Source organism: Streptomyces sp. NPDC002790, from assembly GCF_040295505.1.
Classification (GTDB): Bacteria; Actinomycetota; Actinomycetes; order Streptomycetales; family Streptomycetaceae; genus Streptomyces.
In genome coordinates this window covers 126,701-142,459 of record NZ_JBEOVM010000007.1, presented here as the reverse complement: position 1 = coordinate 142,459, position 15,759 = coordinate 126,701, and the positions used below count along the sequence as shown (strand labels likewise).

The 15,759-nt window shown below is 71.3% G+C and carries 12 protein-coding genes and 1 pseudogene; 8 read left to right on the top strand and 5 right to left on the bottom strand.

What is annotated here, in order from left to right; all coding sequences use genetic code 11:
- Positions 1 to 168: 168 nt before the first annotated feature.
- On the bottom strand, positions 169 to 1,044 hold the full coding sequence (locus tag ABT004_RS06825) for an SGNH/GDSL hydrolase family protein (protein WP_351331993.1): 876 nt from the start codon (positions 1,042 to 1,044) through the stop codon (positions 169 to 171).
- A 362-nt stretch (positions 1,045 to 1,406) separates the two neighbouring features.
- Here ABT004_RS06825 and ABT004_RS06820 point away from each other — a divergent pair, with 362 nt between their 5' ends.
- The gene (locus ABT004_RS06820) at positions 1,407 to 3,800 is read left to right on the top strand and encodes an ATP-binding cassette domain-containing protein (protein ID WP_351331991.1); all 2,394 of its coding nucleotides are present in this window, start codon (positions 1,407 to 1,409) and stop codon (positions 3,798 to 3,800) included.
- A 71-nt stretch (positions 3,801 to 3,871) separates the two neighbouring features.
- On the opposite strand, the gene ABT004_RS06815 is transcribed toward ABT004_RS06820, so the two are convergent.
- Positions 3,872 to 4,258 carry a hypothetical protein gene (locus tag ABT004_RS06815; RefSeq protein ID WP_351331988.1) on the bottom strand — a complete coding sequence of 129 codons (387 nt, stop codon included), beginning with the start codon at positions 4,256 to 4,258 and terminating at the stop codon, positions 3,872 to 3,874.
- 346 nt (positions 4,259 to 4,604) lie between these two features.
- Here ABT004_RS06815 and ABT004_RS06810 point away from each other — a divergent pair, with 346 nt between their 5' ends.
- The 7 genes and pseudogenes from ABT004_RS06810 (at position 4,605) to ABT004_RS06780 (ending at position 13,604) form a co-directional block, all read left to right on the top strand.
- The gene (locus ABT004_RS06810; protein WP_351331986.1) at positions 4,605 to 5,129 is read left to right on the top strand and encodes a PadR family transcriptional regulator; all 525 of its coding nucleotides are present in this window, start codon (positions 4,605 to 4,607) and stop codon (positions 5,127 to 5,129) included.
- The gene (locus ABT004_RS06805; protein WP_351331984.1) at positions 5,126 to 5,809 is read left to right on the top strand and encodes an ABC transporter ATP-binding protein; all 684 of its coding nucleotides are present in this window, start codon (positions 5,126 to 5,128) and stop codon (positions 5,807 to 5,809) included. The genes ABT004_RS06810 and ABT004_RS06805 overlap by 4 nt, the downstream gene beginning before the upstream one ends.
- Complete coding sequence (locus ABT004_RS06800) at positions 5,806 to 8,094, top strand: ABC transporter permease (protein WP_351331981.1); 2,289 nt, start codon at positions 5,806 to 5,808, stop codon at positions 8,092 to 8,094. Before ABT004_RS06805 ends, ABT004_RS06800 begins: the two co-directional genes overlap by 4 nt.
- 241 nt (positions 8,095 to 8,335) lie before the next feature.
- Positions 8,336 to 9,921, top strand: a pseudogene (gene mdlC, locus ABT004_RS06795) (benzoylformate decarboxylase).
- A 2-nt stretch (positions 9,922 to 9,923) separates the two neighbouring features.
- The gene (locus ABT004_RS06790) at positions 9,924 to 11,381 is read left to right on the top strand and encodes an aldehyde dehydrogenase family protein (RefSeq protein ID WP_351331979.1); all 1,458 of its coding nucleotides are present in this window, start codon (positions 9,924 to 9,926) and stop codon (positions 11,379 to 11,381) included.
- Positions 11,382 to 11,467: 86 nt separating this feature from the next.
- A complete protein-coding gene (locus ABT004_RS06785; RefSeq protein WP_351331977.1) occupies positions 11,468 to 11,953 on the top strand; it encodes a GNAT family N-acetyltransferase in 486 nt (161 codons plus the stop codon).
- Between the two features lie 100 nt (positions 11,954 to 12,053).
- Positions 12,054 to 13,604: an MFS transporter gene (locus ABT004_RS06780; protein ID WP_351331974.1), complete on the top strand. Its 1,551-nt coding sequence runs from the start codon at positions 12,054 to 12,056 to the stop codon at positions 13,602 to 13,604.
- On the opposite strand, the gene ABT004_RS06775 is transcribed toward ABT004_RS06780, so the two are convergent.
- Genes ABT004_RS06775 through ABT004_RS06765 form a run of 3 tightly spaced genes read right to left on the bottom strand, consistent with a single transcriptional unit; the run spans position 13,588 to position 15,712 of the window.
- Positions 13,588 to 14,526: a PDR/VanB family oxidoreductase gene (locus ABT004_RS06775; RefSeq protein ID WP_351331972.1), complete on the bottom strand. Its 939-nt coding sequence runs from the start codon at positions 14,524 to 14,526 to the stop codon at positions 13,588 to 13,590. The genes ABT004_RS06780 and ABT004_RS06775 overlap by 17 nt on opposite strands.
- Positions 14,523 to 14,693 (bottom strand): hypothetical protein, encoded by a 171-nt coding sequence (locus ABT004_RS06770; protein WP_351331970.1) that lies wholly within the window; start codon positions 14,691 to 14,693, stop codon positions 14,523 to 14,525. The genes ABT004_RS06775 and ABT004_RS06770 overlap by 4 nt, the downstream gene beginning before the upstream one ends.
- Positions 14,690 to 15,712, bottom strand: coding sequence for an aromatic ring-hydroxylating dioxygenase subunit alpha (locus tag ABT004_RS06765; RefSeq protein WP_351331967.1), 1,023 nt, complete (start codon positions 15,710 to 15,712; stop codon positions 14,690 to 14,692). The genes ABT004_RS06770 and ABT004_RS06765 overlap by 4 nt, the downstream gene beginning before the upstream one ends.
- Positions 15,713 to 15,759: the final 47 nt, after the last annotated feature.

The window sequence follows — 15,759 nt, the reverse complement described above, 5'->3', positions numbered from 1 at the left end:
GGGGGGGGGGCGGGGCCCCCCGGGGGGGGGGGGGGGGGCCAACGGGGGGTTATCCGGCGGATTTCGCCCCCGGGGGCGCGGGGGGGGGGCCGGCGGCGCCCGGGCCCCCCCCCCCCCCGCGGTACCCGGAGATCGCCTTCATGTGAAGCGGGCTCCGCGTCCGTTCCGTCAGCGCATTCCGAGCGCACCCATCGTGGCGTCCGCCATCGCCGACTCGCCCAGCGCGTTCGGGTGCACGGGGACGAAGTTGGTGCCGAAGAGGGCCGGCTCGACCCAGCGGGTGCCCATCGGCTGACAGGCGTCGTGGCCTTCGGAGGACCGGGTGAAGTCCACGTAGGTCACGCCGGTCTCGCTCGCCGCGCGCTGCACCGCACTGTTGAGGTGGGACTGGATGTCGCGCACGTACGGGACGTCGCCGGACGCGATCGGCATCTTCACGAAGCAGCCCTTCTGGGCGGCCGGCGGCATGATCCACGGGTAGCCGAGGATCGCGACCCGCGCGTTCGGTGCCTTGTTCTTGATCGCCTCGAGCGCGGACTTCACCGCCGGGTACGTCTTGGTGTCGATGTCGTTGCTGAACTTGTCGCCGTACTTGGACTGGCACGGGTTGCCCTGGCCGCCCGAGGCGATCCCCGATGCGGCGCAGGACAGGATCGTGTTGATGAAGGTGCTGTTGTCGTTGCCGCCGATGGAGAGCGTCACCAGGTCGGTGTCCTGGCCGAGGGCGTCGAGTTGCGGTGGCACGCCGGGGTACTGCGCTCCGGCGAAGTCCTTGGTCTGTGCGGCGCCGCACGTCACGTCCTTGAGCGCGGCGCCCGTGCGCTTCGCGATGACATGCGGGTAGTTGGCGGTGGAGCGGGCGCACAGCGGGCTGGTCTTCGGGTCGAGCGGGAGCACACCGGAGGCGGCGCTGTAGCTGTCGCCCAGGGCGGCGTAGGAGAGGGGCTCGGGGGCCGCGTGTGCGGGCGCGGCGAGGGTGACGAGGACGGCGCCGGTCGTGGCCGCAAGGGCGGTGAGTCTGCCGTTGAACGCGCGGAGGGCCATCTGATGCTCCTTCGAAGCCTTCGGAAGCCGCGAAACCGGACCGGGGCATGGCCAAGTTCCGTTTGAGGCAAGGGGGTTCAGCGCGCTGGTAGTTGAAGCTACCGACGAGTTTGAATTTGAGTCAATAGGCGTGCACGGGGTCGTGTGCAGGGTCGTGACCAGGGGAGAGTTGTGCAACACGGGGTTGTCAGTGGTGCTCGATAGCCTCACAGACGGATGGCGGACCCGTCGGCAGGCCGCCCGGCGTGTTCACCGATAGCGGTGGCGGGGGCGGCGTGGACGGAGACAATCGAACACACCGATTCGAGACTGGCGACGCCGCGGATTCCCGTCGGCGGCCGTGGACACCCGATGGAGACATGATGAGCAAGGTCGCGAGGACGGGGACCCCGTCGGCACCGTCGCACCCCGCCGACAGCCACGACCTGATCCGCGTGCACGGCGCGCGGGAGAACAATCTGAAGGACATCAGCATCGAACTGCCCAAGCGGCGCCTGACGGTGTTCACCGGGGTCTCGGGGTCGGGCAAGAGCTCGCTGGTGTTCGACACGATCGCCGCCGAGTCCCAGCGGATGATCAACGAGACGTACAGCGCGTTTCTGCAAGGCTTCATGCCGACGCTCGCGCGGCCCGAGGTCGACGTGCTGGACGGCCTGACCACGGCGATCACCGTCGACCAGCAGCGGATGGGGTCCGACCCGCGCTCCACGGTCGGCACCGCCACCGATGCCAGTGCCATGCTGCGCATCCTCTACAGCCGGCTCGCCAAGCCGCACATCGGTGGACCCGGCGCCTACTCGTTCAACGTCGCCTCGATTTCCGCGCAGGGCGGGTTCACGGTCGACCGCGGCGCCGACAAGTCCAAGGTCGAGAAGGTGTCCTTCAGCCGCACCGGCGGGATGTGCACCCACTGCGAGGGCCGGGGCACGGTCTCCGACATGGACTTCACCCAGCTCTTCGACGACTCCAAGTCTCTGAACGAGGACCCGTTCGACATCCCCACCTACACCGGGGACGGCTGGGTGGTGCGCGTCATCAGGGAGTCGGGCTTCTTCGACCCGGACAAGCCGATCCGCAAGTACACCAAGAAGGAGCGGCACGACTTCCTCTACCGGGAGCCCACCAAGGTCAAGATCAATGGAGTCAACCTCACCTATGAGGGCCTGATCCCGAAGATCCAGAAGACCTTCCTGGCCAAGGACCGGGAGTCGATGCAGCCGCACATCCGCGCCTTCGTGGACCGCGCGGTCACGTTCCAGACATGTCCCGACTGCGAGGGCTCCCGGCTCAGCGAACTGGCCCGCTCCTCGAAGATCAAGCGCAAGAGCATCGCCGACCTGTGCGCGATGGAGATCCGGGACCTCGCGGAGTGGGTGCGCGGCCTGACGGAGCCCTCGGTCGCCCCGCTGCTCGCCAAGCTGCGGCACACCCTGGAGTCGTTCGAGGAGATCGGCCTCGGCTATCTCTCGCTCGACCGGGCGGCGGGCACGCTGTCCGGCGGTGAGGCGCAGCGCGTCAAGATGATCCGCCACCTCGGCTCCTCGCTCACCGACGTCACCTACGTCTTCGACGAACCCACCATCGGTCTGCACCCGCACGACATCCAGCGGATGAACAGTCTGCTCCTGAGGCTGCGGGACAAGGGCAACACCGTGCTGGTCGTCGAGCACAAGCCGGAGGCCATCGCGATCGCCGACCACGTCGTGGACCTCGGCCCCGGCGCGGGCACGGGCGGCGGCAGCGTCTGCTTCGAGGGCACCGTCGAGGAGCTGCGCGCCAGTGACACCATCACCGGGCGCCACCTCGACGACCGGGCTGCGGTCAAGGACACGGTGCGCGAGCCCACCGGCAAGCTCGCGATCCGCGGGGCGCACGCGCACAACCTGAGGGATGTCGACGTCGATATTCCGCTCGGTGTGCTCACGGTCGTCACCGGTGTCGCGGGTTCGGGCAAGAGCTCGCTCGTGCACGGCTCCATCCCCGCCGACGACGGAGTGGTGGCGGTCGACCAGACCCCGATCCGCGGCTCACGGCGCAGCAACCCCGCCACGTACACGGGTCTCCTCGAGCCGATCCGCAAGGCGTTCGCGAAGGCCAACGGGGTGAAGCCCGCACTGTTCAGCGCCAACTCGGAGGGCGCCTGCCCCACCTGCAACGGCGCGGGAGTCGTCTACACCGATCTCGGGATCATGGCGAGCGCGGCCGCCACCTGCGAGGAGTGCGACGGCAAGCGGTTCGAGGCCTCGGTGCTCGACTACCACTTCGGGGGCAAGGACATCAGCGAGGTGCTCGCGATGCCGGTGACCGAAGCGGTGGAGTTCTTCGGGGCAGGGGAGGCGCGCACTCCGGCCGCGTACAGGATTCTGGAGCGGCTCAAAGACGTCGGGCTCGGCTACCTCACCCTGGGCCAGCCGCTGACGACGCTCTCCGGCGGCGAGCGGCAGCGGCTCAAGCTCGCCGTGCACATGGCCGACAAGGGGGGCGTCTACGTCCTGGACGAGCCGACCACGGGTCTGCACCTGGCGGACGTGGAGCAGCTGCTCGGTCTGCTCGACCGGCTCGTGGAGTCCGGCAAGTCGGTCATCGTCATCGAGCACCACCAGGCGGTGATGGCGCACGCCGACTGGATCATCGACCTGGGCCCCGGTGCGGGACACGAAGGCGGCAAGGTCGTCTTCGAGGGAACCCCCGCCGACCTCGTCGCCGACCGTTCCACTCTCACCGGTGAGCACCTGGCGCGGTACGTGGGCGCCTGACCGGTTGCCGTCGGCCCGTGGGGGAGGGTCGCGGCGGACGTGTCGACAGGGAGGGCCGGCCGCGGTCGCGGTCAGCCCTCCTGCGTGGGGGCGGGGGGCTGCGGGGCCTGAAAGGCCTGGAAGTGCGGCGCCTGCGGTGCGTGGTGACCCTGGGGGGCCTGCGGTCCCTGCTGGCCGTGCGGCTCCTGCGCCTGGTCGGGGGTGGCGGACTGGGCAGCCTGCTGGTCCTGGAAGGACGGCGAAGCCTGGGGGGACTGCGGAGCCTGCGGCTGCTGGAGGGACTGCGGAGCCTCGGGGGCCTGCTGGTTCCGGGGGGCTTCCGCGTGCCCGAAGTCGAGCACGCCCTCCGCGGTGCGCTCGGCCTTGTGCGCGGCCTCACGCGCGTCGGCGAGCACATCACCGTGCTCGTCGACGAGTCGGTCGTAGATGGGCGCCGGGGCTGTGGACGGTGCGGGCACGGGAAGAGCTCCTGGTCGTCGAGGTACTGATGCCACCCTTCGGGTGAACAAAAGGGGACCCTACGTCGATCAGGTGACGTGGGTACATCCGGGGTGGGCTTGAGGAGCCCAGAACTGTCACTACGGGTACGTACGGCAACGGTGTCGAGCCCGCCGCGGGGACTGCGTCGCCCCGTACGCGCCGGCCTCACAGTCGGGGACCGCAGTGCTGCGGCGCGGCGTCGATCGGGGCGGGCCGAGAGGTCTGAAAGGCTCAACTGGTTGCCGCAGTACGCCAGTTGGTGGAGGCGTGGCCACGTCCGTGGCGTATTGACCGTGCGTATACACCCGGCGTATACACCGAGGTATGACCGTTCCACTGGCGCTTCTTGGGCTCCTCGAACGTGAGTCGAGCCACGGCTATGACCTCAAGCGGAATTACGACACCTACTTCGGGCGCGGCAAGCCACTGCCCTACGGCCAGGTCTACTCGACGCTGCGCCGCCTGGCCCGGGACGGGAAGGTGGCGGTCGGTGAGACCGAGCCGGGGGAGGGGCCCGACCGCAAGCGGTACGTGATCACCGACAGCGGGGTCACGGAGGTGGAGGCCTGGCTCACCGAGCCGGTCGCGCCCGAGCAGCACTTGCAGACCGTGCTGTTCACGAAGGTCGTCATGGCTCTGCTCCTGGAGCGGGACGCCCAGGCGTACCTCGACACCCAGCGGGGCGCCCACATGGAGCGGATGCGCGAGCTGACCGAGCTGCGTCGCACCGGGGGGCTTGTCGACAGGCTGCTGGCCGACCACGGTCTCTTCCACCTCGAAGCCGACCTGCGCTGGATCGACATGACCGTGGCGCGGCTCGGCGTGCTGGCGGCGGAGGTGCGGTCATGAGCCTGCTCGAGGCACGTGACGTGCTGATCTCGTTCGGCAGCACCCCCGCACTACGAGGCGCCGAGCTGTCCGTGGCGCAGGGCGAGATCGTCGCCGTGACGGGGCCGAGCGGCTCCGGCAAGTCGACACTGCTGCACTGCCTCGCGGGCATCCTGGTGCCCGACGAGGGCGAGATCCACTACGACGGGCGGCGCATCGACGCCCTGCGGGAGAGCGAACGCAGCGCGCTGCGCCGCGACCGCTTCGGCTTCGTCTTCCAATTCGGCCAACTCGTCCCGGAGCTGACGGCCGAGGAGAACGTGGCGCTGCCGCTGCTCCTTGCGCGCGGCCGTCGGTCCAGCGCGCTGCACGAGGCCCGCGGCTGGTTCGCGCGGCTCGGCCTCGACGGCCTCGAAGGTCGCAGGTCGGGCGAGTTGTCCGGCGGTCAGGCCCAACGCGTCGCGTTGGCAAGGGCGTTGGTCGCCAGGCCCCGAGTGCTCTTCGCCGACGAGCCCACCGGAGCCCTCGACTCGCTCACCGGGGAACAGATGATGGACCTGATGGTCGGCTCCGCCCGCGAGCAGGGCACCACGGTCGTCCTCGTCACCCACGAGCCGCGCGTCGCCGCCTTCGCCGACCGCGAGGTCATCGTCCGCGACGGCAGGGTGACTTCGCTCTCCGTCGGACGGGCCGTTTCATGATCCGGCTCGCGCTCCGTCTCACCGTCGCGGGCGGCCGTGAGGCCCTGATGCGACTGACCGTGATCGCCGGCGCGGTGGCGGTGGGTGTCGCGCTGCTGCTCTCCACGCTCGCCGCCATCCAGGCCACCCGGACGCAGAACGACCGCAACGCCTGGCTCAACACCGGCGCCGAGTTCACCCAGAGCAGGGACGCGCGGGCCGCGGACGCCGACCCACTGTGGTGGCTGCTGCGGGCCGACCACTACGACGGCGGGCTCATCGGCCGCGTCGACGTGGCGTCCACCGGGCCGAACGCGCCGGTGCCGCCGGGCCTGCCACGCCTTCCGGGCCCCGGCGAGTACTACGCCTCCCCGGCGCTCGCCGAACTGCTCAAGGCCAGGCCCGCCGGTGAGTTGGCGGACCGCTACCCCGGCCGCCGGGCGGGCACGATCGGCAGCTCCGCGCTGCCGGGACCCGACTCCCTGCTCGTCGTGGTCGGACACCGCCCCGGTGAACTGGCGGGGAAGGAAGGGGCCCGGCGCGTCACGACCATCGAGACGCACTCGCCCAGCAGTTGCAACGGTCCCCAGTGCGACGTCGCCGCCGGCATCAACGCCGAGGGCATGGCGCTCATCCTCTCCGTGGTCGCCGTGGCGCTGATCTTCCCCGTGCTGATCCTGACCGGCACGGCGAGCCGCCTCGCCGCCGCCCGCCGCGAGCAGCGGTTCGCCGCGATGCGCCTGGTCGGCGCGACACCGGGCCAGGTGTCACTGATCTCCACGATCGAGGCCGCGGTCGCCGCCGTCGCCGGTACGGCGGTGGGCTTCGCCCTCTGGTACGCCCTGCGGCCCCTGATGGCGCGGGCCAACCTGACCGGCACCCCGTTCTTCACCGCGGACCTGTCGCTCGGCGCGGTCGACGTGCTGGGCATCGCCGTTGGCGTGCCGGTCGCCGCGGCGGTCGCGGCGCGTGTGGCGCTGCGCCGGGTGCGGGTGTCGCCGCTCGGCGTCAGCCGCCGGGCCACGCCCCGTCCGCCGCGCGCCTGGCGGCTGATCCCGCTGGCGCTCGGCATCGGGCAGTTGTGGTGGGTCATCGGGCGCGTTCCCGAGGACAGCTCGGGCCAGATACTCGCCTTCGTCCCCGGCATCCTGCTGATCCTGGTCGGCATCGTCCTCGCCGGCCCGTGGCTCACGATGGCTGGGGCGCGGCTGCTGGTCCGCTTCACCCGGCGGCCTGCCCTGCTCGTCGCGGGGCGGCGCCTCGCGGACGACCCGAAGGCCGGGTTCCGCGCGGTCAGCGGGCTCGTACTCGCGCTCTGTGTCACCAGTACGGCGGTCGGGATCATCACCGCGGTGGTCGCGGAGAGCGGCGTGCCCGAGGACAAGGCGTCGCTCGGCAGCTCGGTGGTCGCCCACTATGAGCGGCAGTTCGGGCCCGGCTCCAAGCCGAAGCTCCCGGCAGAACTGCCCGCCGCGACCCGGTCGGAGCTGGAGTCCATGTCCGGCGTCGAGAGCGTCATGGTGATCCGCACGAATCCGCTCGGTATTTCGGATCCCACTGAACCGACCTCGCAAGAGGGGCAACCCAACATCCTTGCGGGCCTGGTCTCCTGCCGCGAACTGGCGCGGATGCCCGAGCACAACGAGTGCCCGGCGGGGGCCGAAGCCGCCGCGATCCCCCCGGACTTCTCCCGCCTGGGGGTGCAGCAGGACCGGGACTGGCCCGACGTATGGCCCGTGGCGAAGATCAGCGCGCAGCGCCTCGAGTCCCTGCCGGTGAGCCAGATCATGGTGACAACGGACGGCTCCACCGCCGCGGTCGAGGGGGCCCGCACGCTCCTCACCACGGCGTACCCCCACGCACTGCCGCCCTATACCGTCGCCGAGGACTACGCGCAACGGTGGGGCGGCATCGAGGAATACCGGCAACTGGCCACCATCGTCATCGTGGTCAGCTTCCCGATCGCCGGATGCAGCCTGGCGGTCGCGGTCGCCGGCGGGCTGAACGAACGCAAGCGGCCCTTCGCCCTGTTGCGGCTGAGCGGAGTACCGCTGAGCACGCTGCGCCGTGTGGTGCTCCTGGAGAGCGCGGCGCCGCTGCTGATCGTCGCGGCGCTCGCCATCGGGATGGGCTTCCTGACCGCGCAGCTGTTCCTGCAGGCGCAGTTCGACTACTCGATACGAGCGCCGGGGACGGGCTACTACGCCCTGACCCTCGCCGGAATCGTCGTCTCCCTCGCCGTCATCGCCTCCACCCTGCCGCTGCTGCGGCGCATCACGGGACCGGAGACGGCACGCAACGCCTGACCCGCGACACCCGACTCCGCGGCGCCCGCCCTCACCGGCGGGCGCCGCTCACGCCTGCGTCGCTCGACCAGCGTGTCCCGCATGAAGTCCGCCGGCCAGCGCTGCGCCGGAGTGCGGGCGCGGCCCCTCGGAGAACAGCGGGATCCGCTCCACCCGCGGCGAGAGGCAACATTGATTGGAGCACGGTGGACTTTATTTCTAGGATCAACCACATCACCGCCGGTCAAGGAGGAGTCTGCGCATGCCGACCGCACGCCGGATCGCCCACGCGTTCCTCGAGCGCCAGGGCCTCACCACGATCTTCGGGAACCCCGGCTCGAACGAGCTGCCCTTCCTGGCGGGACTCCCCGAGCCCTTCCGCTACGTCCTCGGACTGCACGAAGGCGTCGTCGTCGGCATGGCCGACGGATACGCGCAGGTGACCGGCCGTCCCGCACTGGTCAACCTGCACGCCGCGGCCGGTTCCGGCAACGCGATGGGCGCGCTCACCAACGCGGTGTACGCGCGCTCGCCGCTGGTCCTCACGGCGGGGCAACAGGTGCGTTCCACCATCGGCCTGGAGGCGATGCTCGCCAACGTCGACGCCCAGCAGCTGATGCGGCCGCTCGTCGGGCACGCCGCCGAACCGGCCTGCGCCGCCGACGTCCCGCGCTCGCTGGTCCAGGCGGTCTTCGAGGCCGAGCTGCAGCGCCGCCCGAGCTATGTCTCCGTCCCGTACGACGACTGGGACGCCGAGGTCCCACCCCACGCCGGCGACGTCCTGGCGCGGCGGGTGCGGCGCGGGCTCACCCCCGATGCGGAGCAACTCGACGACCTCGTACGGGACGTGGGCGCGGCCCGCAATCCTGTTCTCGTCCTCGGCGGTGACATCGACGCCGCCGGACACTTCGACCTGGCCGTGGCCTGCGCCGAACACCTTGACCTGCCGGTGTGGGTGGCGCCCTCCCCGCACCGCCTCCCGTTCCCCAACAGGCACCCGCTGCTGCGTGGTGTGCTGCCCGCCGGGATCGGCTCCGTGTCGTCGGCGCTGGCCGGGCACGACCTCGTGCTCGTCGTCGGAGCGCCCGTCTTCCGCTACCACCAGCACGTGCCGGGCCCCTACCTGCCGGATGGCGCCCGGCTGATCCAGGTCACCGACGACGCGGGCGCCGCTGCCCGCGCGCCGACGGGGGAGGCGTTGGTCGCCGATCCGGGGCCTGTACTGACGGCGCTGATGACACGGCTGCCACAACGGACAATCGGGTCAAGGGAGTTCACGCCTCCGCCCGAACCCGCCACCGCTTCCGGAGGCGCCGTCCTCCACCCCGAGGAGGTCTTCGCCGCGCTCCGCGACACCCGGCCGGCCGACACCCGCTACGTCGTCGAGTCGACCTCCACCAACGGTGCCTGGTGGCGGCAGATGGACCTGCGGCGCCCCGGCTCCTACTTCTTCCCGGCCTCCGGCGGACTCGGTTTCGGGCTGCCCGCAGCCGTCGGCGCGGCGATGGGTGACCCGGAGCGTCCGGTCGTCGCGGTCGTCGGGGACGGCTCCGCCAACTACGGGATCACGGCGCTGTGGAGCGCCGCCCACTACAGGTGCCCGTCACCTTCGTCATCCTGCGCAACGGTACGTACGGTGCGCTGCGCTGGTTCGGGACACTGCTCGACACCCCGGACGTGCCGGGCACCGAGATCCCCGGCCTCGACTTCACCGCGCTCGCCGCGGGCTACGGGGTGCCCGCCACCGCCGTCACCGAACTCGCCGATCTGCGCGAGCAGTTGAAGAAGACCGCGACCGATGGGCCCCGCCTCATCCAGGTCGACACCCACCCCACCTCACCGGAGTGAACATGACTCTCCTCGAAAACCCCGTATGGCACGAGCGGATCCACCTCGACGGCTGGACCGCGGGCAGCGGGGGCACGTCCGCCGTCGTCGAACCCGCCACCGGGCAGCGGCTCGGTGCGATCGGCAGCGCCACCGCCGACGATGTGTCCCGCGCCGCCAAGCGGGCCGCCGAGGCCCAGCAGGAGTGGGCCCGCACCTCGCCCGCCGAGCGCGCCGCCGTGCTGCGCAGGGCCGGTGACCTGTTCGCCGAGCACGCCGAGGAGATCAAGGACTGGATCGTCCGCGAGGCCGGCTCGACCCGCGCCAAGGCCGCCGTCGAGACCGACTTCGCCGCCGCCGAGTGCTACGAGGACGCCGCCCTGCCCGCACACCCGCTCGGCGACGTGCTCAGCAGCGGCGAACCCCGCTGGTCGTTCGCGCGCCGCGTACCCGCGGGCGTCGTCTCGGTCATCGCGCCGTTCAACTTCCCGCTGATCCTCGGCATCCGCTCCGTCGCGCCCGCGCTCGCCCTCGGCAACGCCGTGCTCCTCAAGCCGGACCCGCGTACCGCGGTGTGCGGTGGTGTCACCATCGTCCGCATCTTCGAGGAGGCGGGCCTGCCCGAGGGGCTGCTTCACCTGCTGCCCGGCGACGCGAGCGTCGGCGCCGCCGCCGTCGAGGCACCCGAGGTCTCCGTGGTCTCCTTCACCGGGTCAACTGCCGCCGGACGCAAGGTCGGTGAGGCCGCGGCCCGCAACCTCAAGAAGGTCCACCTCGAACTCGGCGGCAATAACGCGCTCGTCGTCCTCCCCGGCGCCGACCTCCCCGCCGCCGCCTCGGCCGGCGCGTTCGGCTCGTACCTCCACCAGGGCCAGATCTGCATGGCGACCGGCCGCCACCTCGTCCACGCGTCGCAGGTCGACGAGTACGTGGCGCTGCTCGCGGAGAAGGCGAACCGGCTGCCCGTCGGTGACCCCGCCGCCGGCGACGTCGCGCTCGGCCCGATCATCGACGGCCGCCAACTCGCCCACATCGACCAGGTGGTGACCGACAGCGTCGCCGCGGGCGCGAAGATCGCCGCGGGTGGCAAGCCCGACGCCCCGTACTACCCGGCGACCGTCCTCACCGGCCTCGACGACGACAGCCCTGCCTGGCGCGAGGAGATCTTCGGACCCGTCGCGCCCGTGCGCGCCTACCGGGACCTCGACGAGGTGGCCCGCATCGTCGACGCCTCGCCGTACGGCCTGTCCGTCGGCATCCTCGGCGATGTCGGCACCGCCATGACCCTCGCCGACCGGATCCACTCCGGGAAGGTGCACATCAACGAACAGACCGTCATGGACGAGCCGGGCGCGCCCTTCGGCGGCGTCGGCGACTCCGGCAACGGCTCCCGGTTCGGCGGCGCGCAGGCCAACATCGAGGCGTTCACCGAGACGCAGTGGGTGACCGTCCGCCCGCAGATCGCGCCGTATCCCTTCTGATCCCCGCAGAAGGTCCTCTGTCCCCCAGGAGCAGCGCGTCCCCGCAGCGGCGGCAGGGCGGCCCGGCCCGTGCCAGACTCCGCACCATGAAGATCAGAGACATCCGGGACGGGGACTGGGAGCGGATCTGGCCGTTCTGGCGGCGGATCGTGCGCGCGGGCGAGACCTACGCCTGGGACCCCGACACCAGCGAGCCCGAGGCTCGCGCCCTGTGGACCGAGGGCGCGGGCAAGCGCGTCCACGTCCTGGAGAACGACGCGGGTGACGTCGTCGCGAGCGCGTACGTGAAGCCGAACTACAGCGGTCCGGCGCGGGACATCGCCAACGCCGGATTCATGGTCGACCCCGACCACGGCGGCCACGGGCACGGCCGGGCGCTGGCCGAACACGTCCTCACCACGGCGACGGCGGACGGCTACCGCGCCATGGTCTTCAACGCCGTCGTCGAGACCAACCCGGCCGTCCGGCTGTGGACTTCGCTCGGCTTCACGATCCTCGGCACGGTGCCCGCGGCGTTCGAGCACCCGCGGCACGGCAGGGTCGGGCTGCACATCATGCATCGCACGCTATAGGCCCTGGTGGGGTGGGGCGGACGCGAGCCATCCGTTGAGTTAGGGTTACCTAACCAACGGGATGGCCCCCGTGTTCTCCGCCTGCCCACAAGGAGCCCGCATGACGGCGACGCCCGCCGCCGAGCAGCCGACCGCCCCCGCGCCCGCCCGGCCGAGGGACCCGCGCCGCTGGCTCATCCTCGGCGTGATCTGCCTCGCGCAACTCGTCGTCATCCTCGACAACACGATCCTCAACGTCGCCGTCCCCACCCTCACCGCCGACCTCGGCGCCGACACCGCCGACGTCCAGTGGATCATCAACGCGTACGTGCTCGTGCAGGCGGGACTGTTGCTCGCGGCGGGCGCCGCCGCCGACCGCTACGGCCGCAAGAAGCTGCTTCTGAGCGGTCTCGTACTGTTCGGCGCGGGCTCCCTCGCCGCCGCACTCGCCCACAACACCGGCCAGTTGATCGCCGCGCGCGCCGGCATGGGCGTGGGTGGCGCCCTCCTGCTGACCACCACCCTCGCGGTGGCCGTGCAGGTCTTCGACGACGACGAACGCGTCCGCGCCATCGGCGTCTGGGCCGCCGTCAACGCCCTCGGTTTCGCGGCGGGACCGCTGGTCGGCGGCGTTCTCCTCGCCCACTTCTGGTGGGGCTCGCTCTTCATGGTCAACGTGCCCGTCGTGCTGCTCGGCCTGTGCGCCGTCGGCGTCCTCGTGCCGGAGAGCCGGGCCGAACAGAGCCACCGCCCCGACCTGTTGGGCGCACTCCTGTCGACGGTCGCGATGGCCTCGCTCGTCTACGCCGTCGTCTCGGGACCCGACCACGGCTGGTCCTCCCCGTACGTGCTCGCGGGCGCGGGGCTCGGGGTGTGCGCGCTGACCGGGTTCGTGCTGTGGGAACGGCACGTACGCGACCCCATGCTCGACATGAGCTTCTTCCGCAACCCGACGTTCACCGGGGCCGTGATCGGCGCCGTACTGATCACGTTCGGCAGCGGGGGAGCGCTCTTCCTGCTCACGCAGCAGCTCCAATTCGTCCTGGGCTACGGCCCGTTGGAGGCCGGGCTGCGCACCGCGCCCTTCGCGCTCACCGTCGTGCTGCTCAACTTCACCGGAGTGTCGGCCCGGTTGAGCAAGCGGCTCGGCATCCCGGGGTCCGTGGCCGTCGGCATGACCCTCCTCGCCTGCGGACTCGCCGCGGTCGCCCTCGCCGGGCGGGTCGTGGACGGGTACGGGGGCCTGCTCGTCGGGCTCGTCCTCATGGGTGTGGGCTGCGCGTTCGCCAACCCGGCGATGGCCGTCGCCGTGATGGGCGCGATCCCCCGCGAGAAGGCGGGGGCCGGGGCCGGCATCCAGGGCACGGTCACCGAGTTCGGCAGCGGAATCGGCGTCGCCGTCCTCGGCGCCGTGCTCAGCGCCCGCTTCTCCGCGCTCGTACCGGTGGCCGCGGCCTCGCTGCCCGCCGCCCTCGCCGCGACCGACTCGGCGGCCGAACGGCACACGGTGACACGCTCCTTCAGCTCGGCTCTGGAGACCGGTCAACTCGTGGGCGCGGCTGCCGTGTTGACCGGAGGCCTGGTGGCGGCCACGCTGCTGCGCCGCGCGGAACACGCGACGCAACCGGAGGCCGAGGCGGTCACGGACGCGGCGGTCACAGATCCAGCGTGAGCCGCTCGCCCTTCGCCCGCGAGACGCACACCATCATCGTCTCGTTGGCGTCCCGCTCGGCCGCCGTGAGCACACTGTCGCGGTGGTCGACCTCCCCGGCGATCACATCCGTCTCGCAGGTGCCGCACGTACCCTCGGCGCAGGAGTACAGCACCTGGATCCCGGCCTCCTGCAACGTGGCGAGGATCGTCCGGTCGGCCGGGACCTTCAACGTCCGCCCGCAGGACGCGAGGTCGACCACGAAGGCCGTGTCACCACTGGTGTCGGCCTCCGTCGGGTTGAACCGCTCCGTGCGCAGCGCCTCGGCCGGCACCAGCTCCTCGACGGCGGCCAGCAGCGGTTCGGGACCGCAGGCGTAGACGAGTTCACCGGGTCGCAGATCCGCGAGGACCGCAGGGAGGTCCAGCAGGCCCTCGACGAGTTCGAGCCGCCCGCCTGCGTGCCGGGCGGTCAACTCCTCGGCGAACGCCATCGTCGAGCGGGAACGGCCCCCGTAATGCAGGGACCACTCCGCCTTCTGGTCGGCCGCCGCGGACAGCATCGGCACGATCGGCGTGATGCCGATGCCGCCCGCGACGAACCGGTATGCGGGTGCCGGTTCGAGCCGGAAGTGGTTGCGCGGCCCGCGGGCACGTACCGCCGCGCCTTCCTGAAGCTCGCCGTGCACATGCGCCGAGCCACCCCGCCCGTCCCGCTCGCGCAGCACGGCGATCCGCCAGGAGCGGGCGTCACCACCGCACAGCGAGTACTGGCGCTCGAGCCCTTCCATGAGCAGCAGGTCGATGTGCGCGCCCGCCTCCCACACGGGCAGCGGAGCACCGTCCGGGCGGCGCAGCAGCAGCGAGACGACGCCGTCGGCCTCCGGGCGGCGTTCGGCGACGACGAGGTCGTACGTGTCGGGGCGGTCGAGCGGGTCGCTCACGAGGTGCGGTCCTTCTGATCGGGGGCCTGCGGGTGGTCCGGGTGGGCGAGCATCCACTCCCACATGCTGACCGGGTCCTCACTCATGGCCTGCGCGCCGCAGTGGCAGCGGCCGTCGAGGAGGTCGGTGCCGGGGAGCCATTCGATGCGGTAGACGGGCCTGTTCACCGCGCCGCCAGCTTCCCGAGGATGCGGCGCGCGGCCAGCCCGCCCGTGTCGATGTTGATGCTGAGCTCCTGGTAACCCTCCGGCTCGGTGTCCAGGGTGCGCTGCAACAGATTGAGCGCGTCCACGTCCTGCATGACGACGGTGTGGTTGAAGTCCCTTAGGAACGTGGTCACTTCATCGTCCTCGGTCGCGAAGTCCCGCGACACCGCCCAGAAGTCGTACACCTTGCCCGGCGATGACGGCGTGATCGCATACGTGATCTCTGTGCGGAACGCGGGTGTCTCCTGCCCCGACGGGCTGATCGTGCTGTGCAGCAGATACAGGCACGGCGCGTGGTACTCGATGTCCTGGCGCCGGTCGATGCGGCCCTCGATGCCGGTGGAACGGGCGTAGAACGGCGGGCACTCGGCGTCCTTCATGTGTCGCGACACCCGCACGATCCCGGACTCCTCGTCGACCTCCGTTGCGATGGGTGTCTCGGCGACCTCGGGCGTGCCGATGTAACCGCCGTGCAGATACGTCTCGTGGGAGAGGTCCATGAGGTTGTCGACCAGGAGCATGAAGTCCGCGTCGATCGGCTCCATGCCCTCCACGGTCACGAAACCGTCCGCGACCAGGTGCGGGGCGCGTGGGATGACGGACGCGTCGGCCCGCTCCGGGTCACCGACCCACACCCACACCATCCCGTCGACCTCGGCGACCGGGTACGAACTCACCCGTGCTGTCCGCGGCACCCGCTTCTGCCCCGGCACGAACACACACGTGCCCGTCGTGTCGTAGGTGAACCCGTGGTATCCGCACACCACCCGGTCCCCGTCGAGCCCGCTCGCCGACAGCGGATAGCGGCGGTGCACACAGCGGTCCGCGAGCGCGACCGGCTCCCCGGCCTCGGTGCGGTAGAAGGCGATCGGTTCGCCGAGGATCGTGCGGCCGAGCAGCTCCCGGCCCACCTCCTTGGACCACGCGGCGACGTACCACTGATCGCGGGCGAAGTCCGAGTAAGACGAGTTGCCGGTCATGACGGGCGTCCCTCCAGTCACCGCGCGCGGCACCGTCGCCGCGCGTC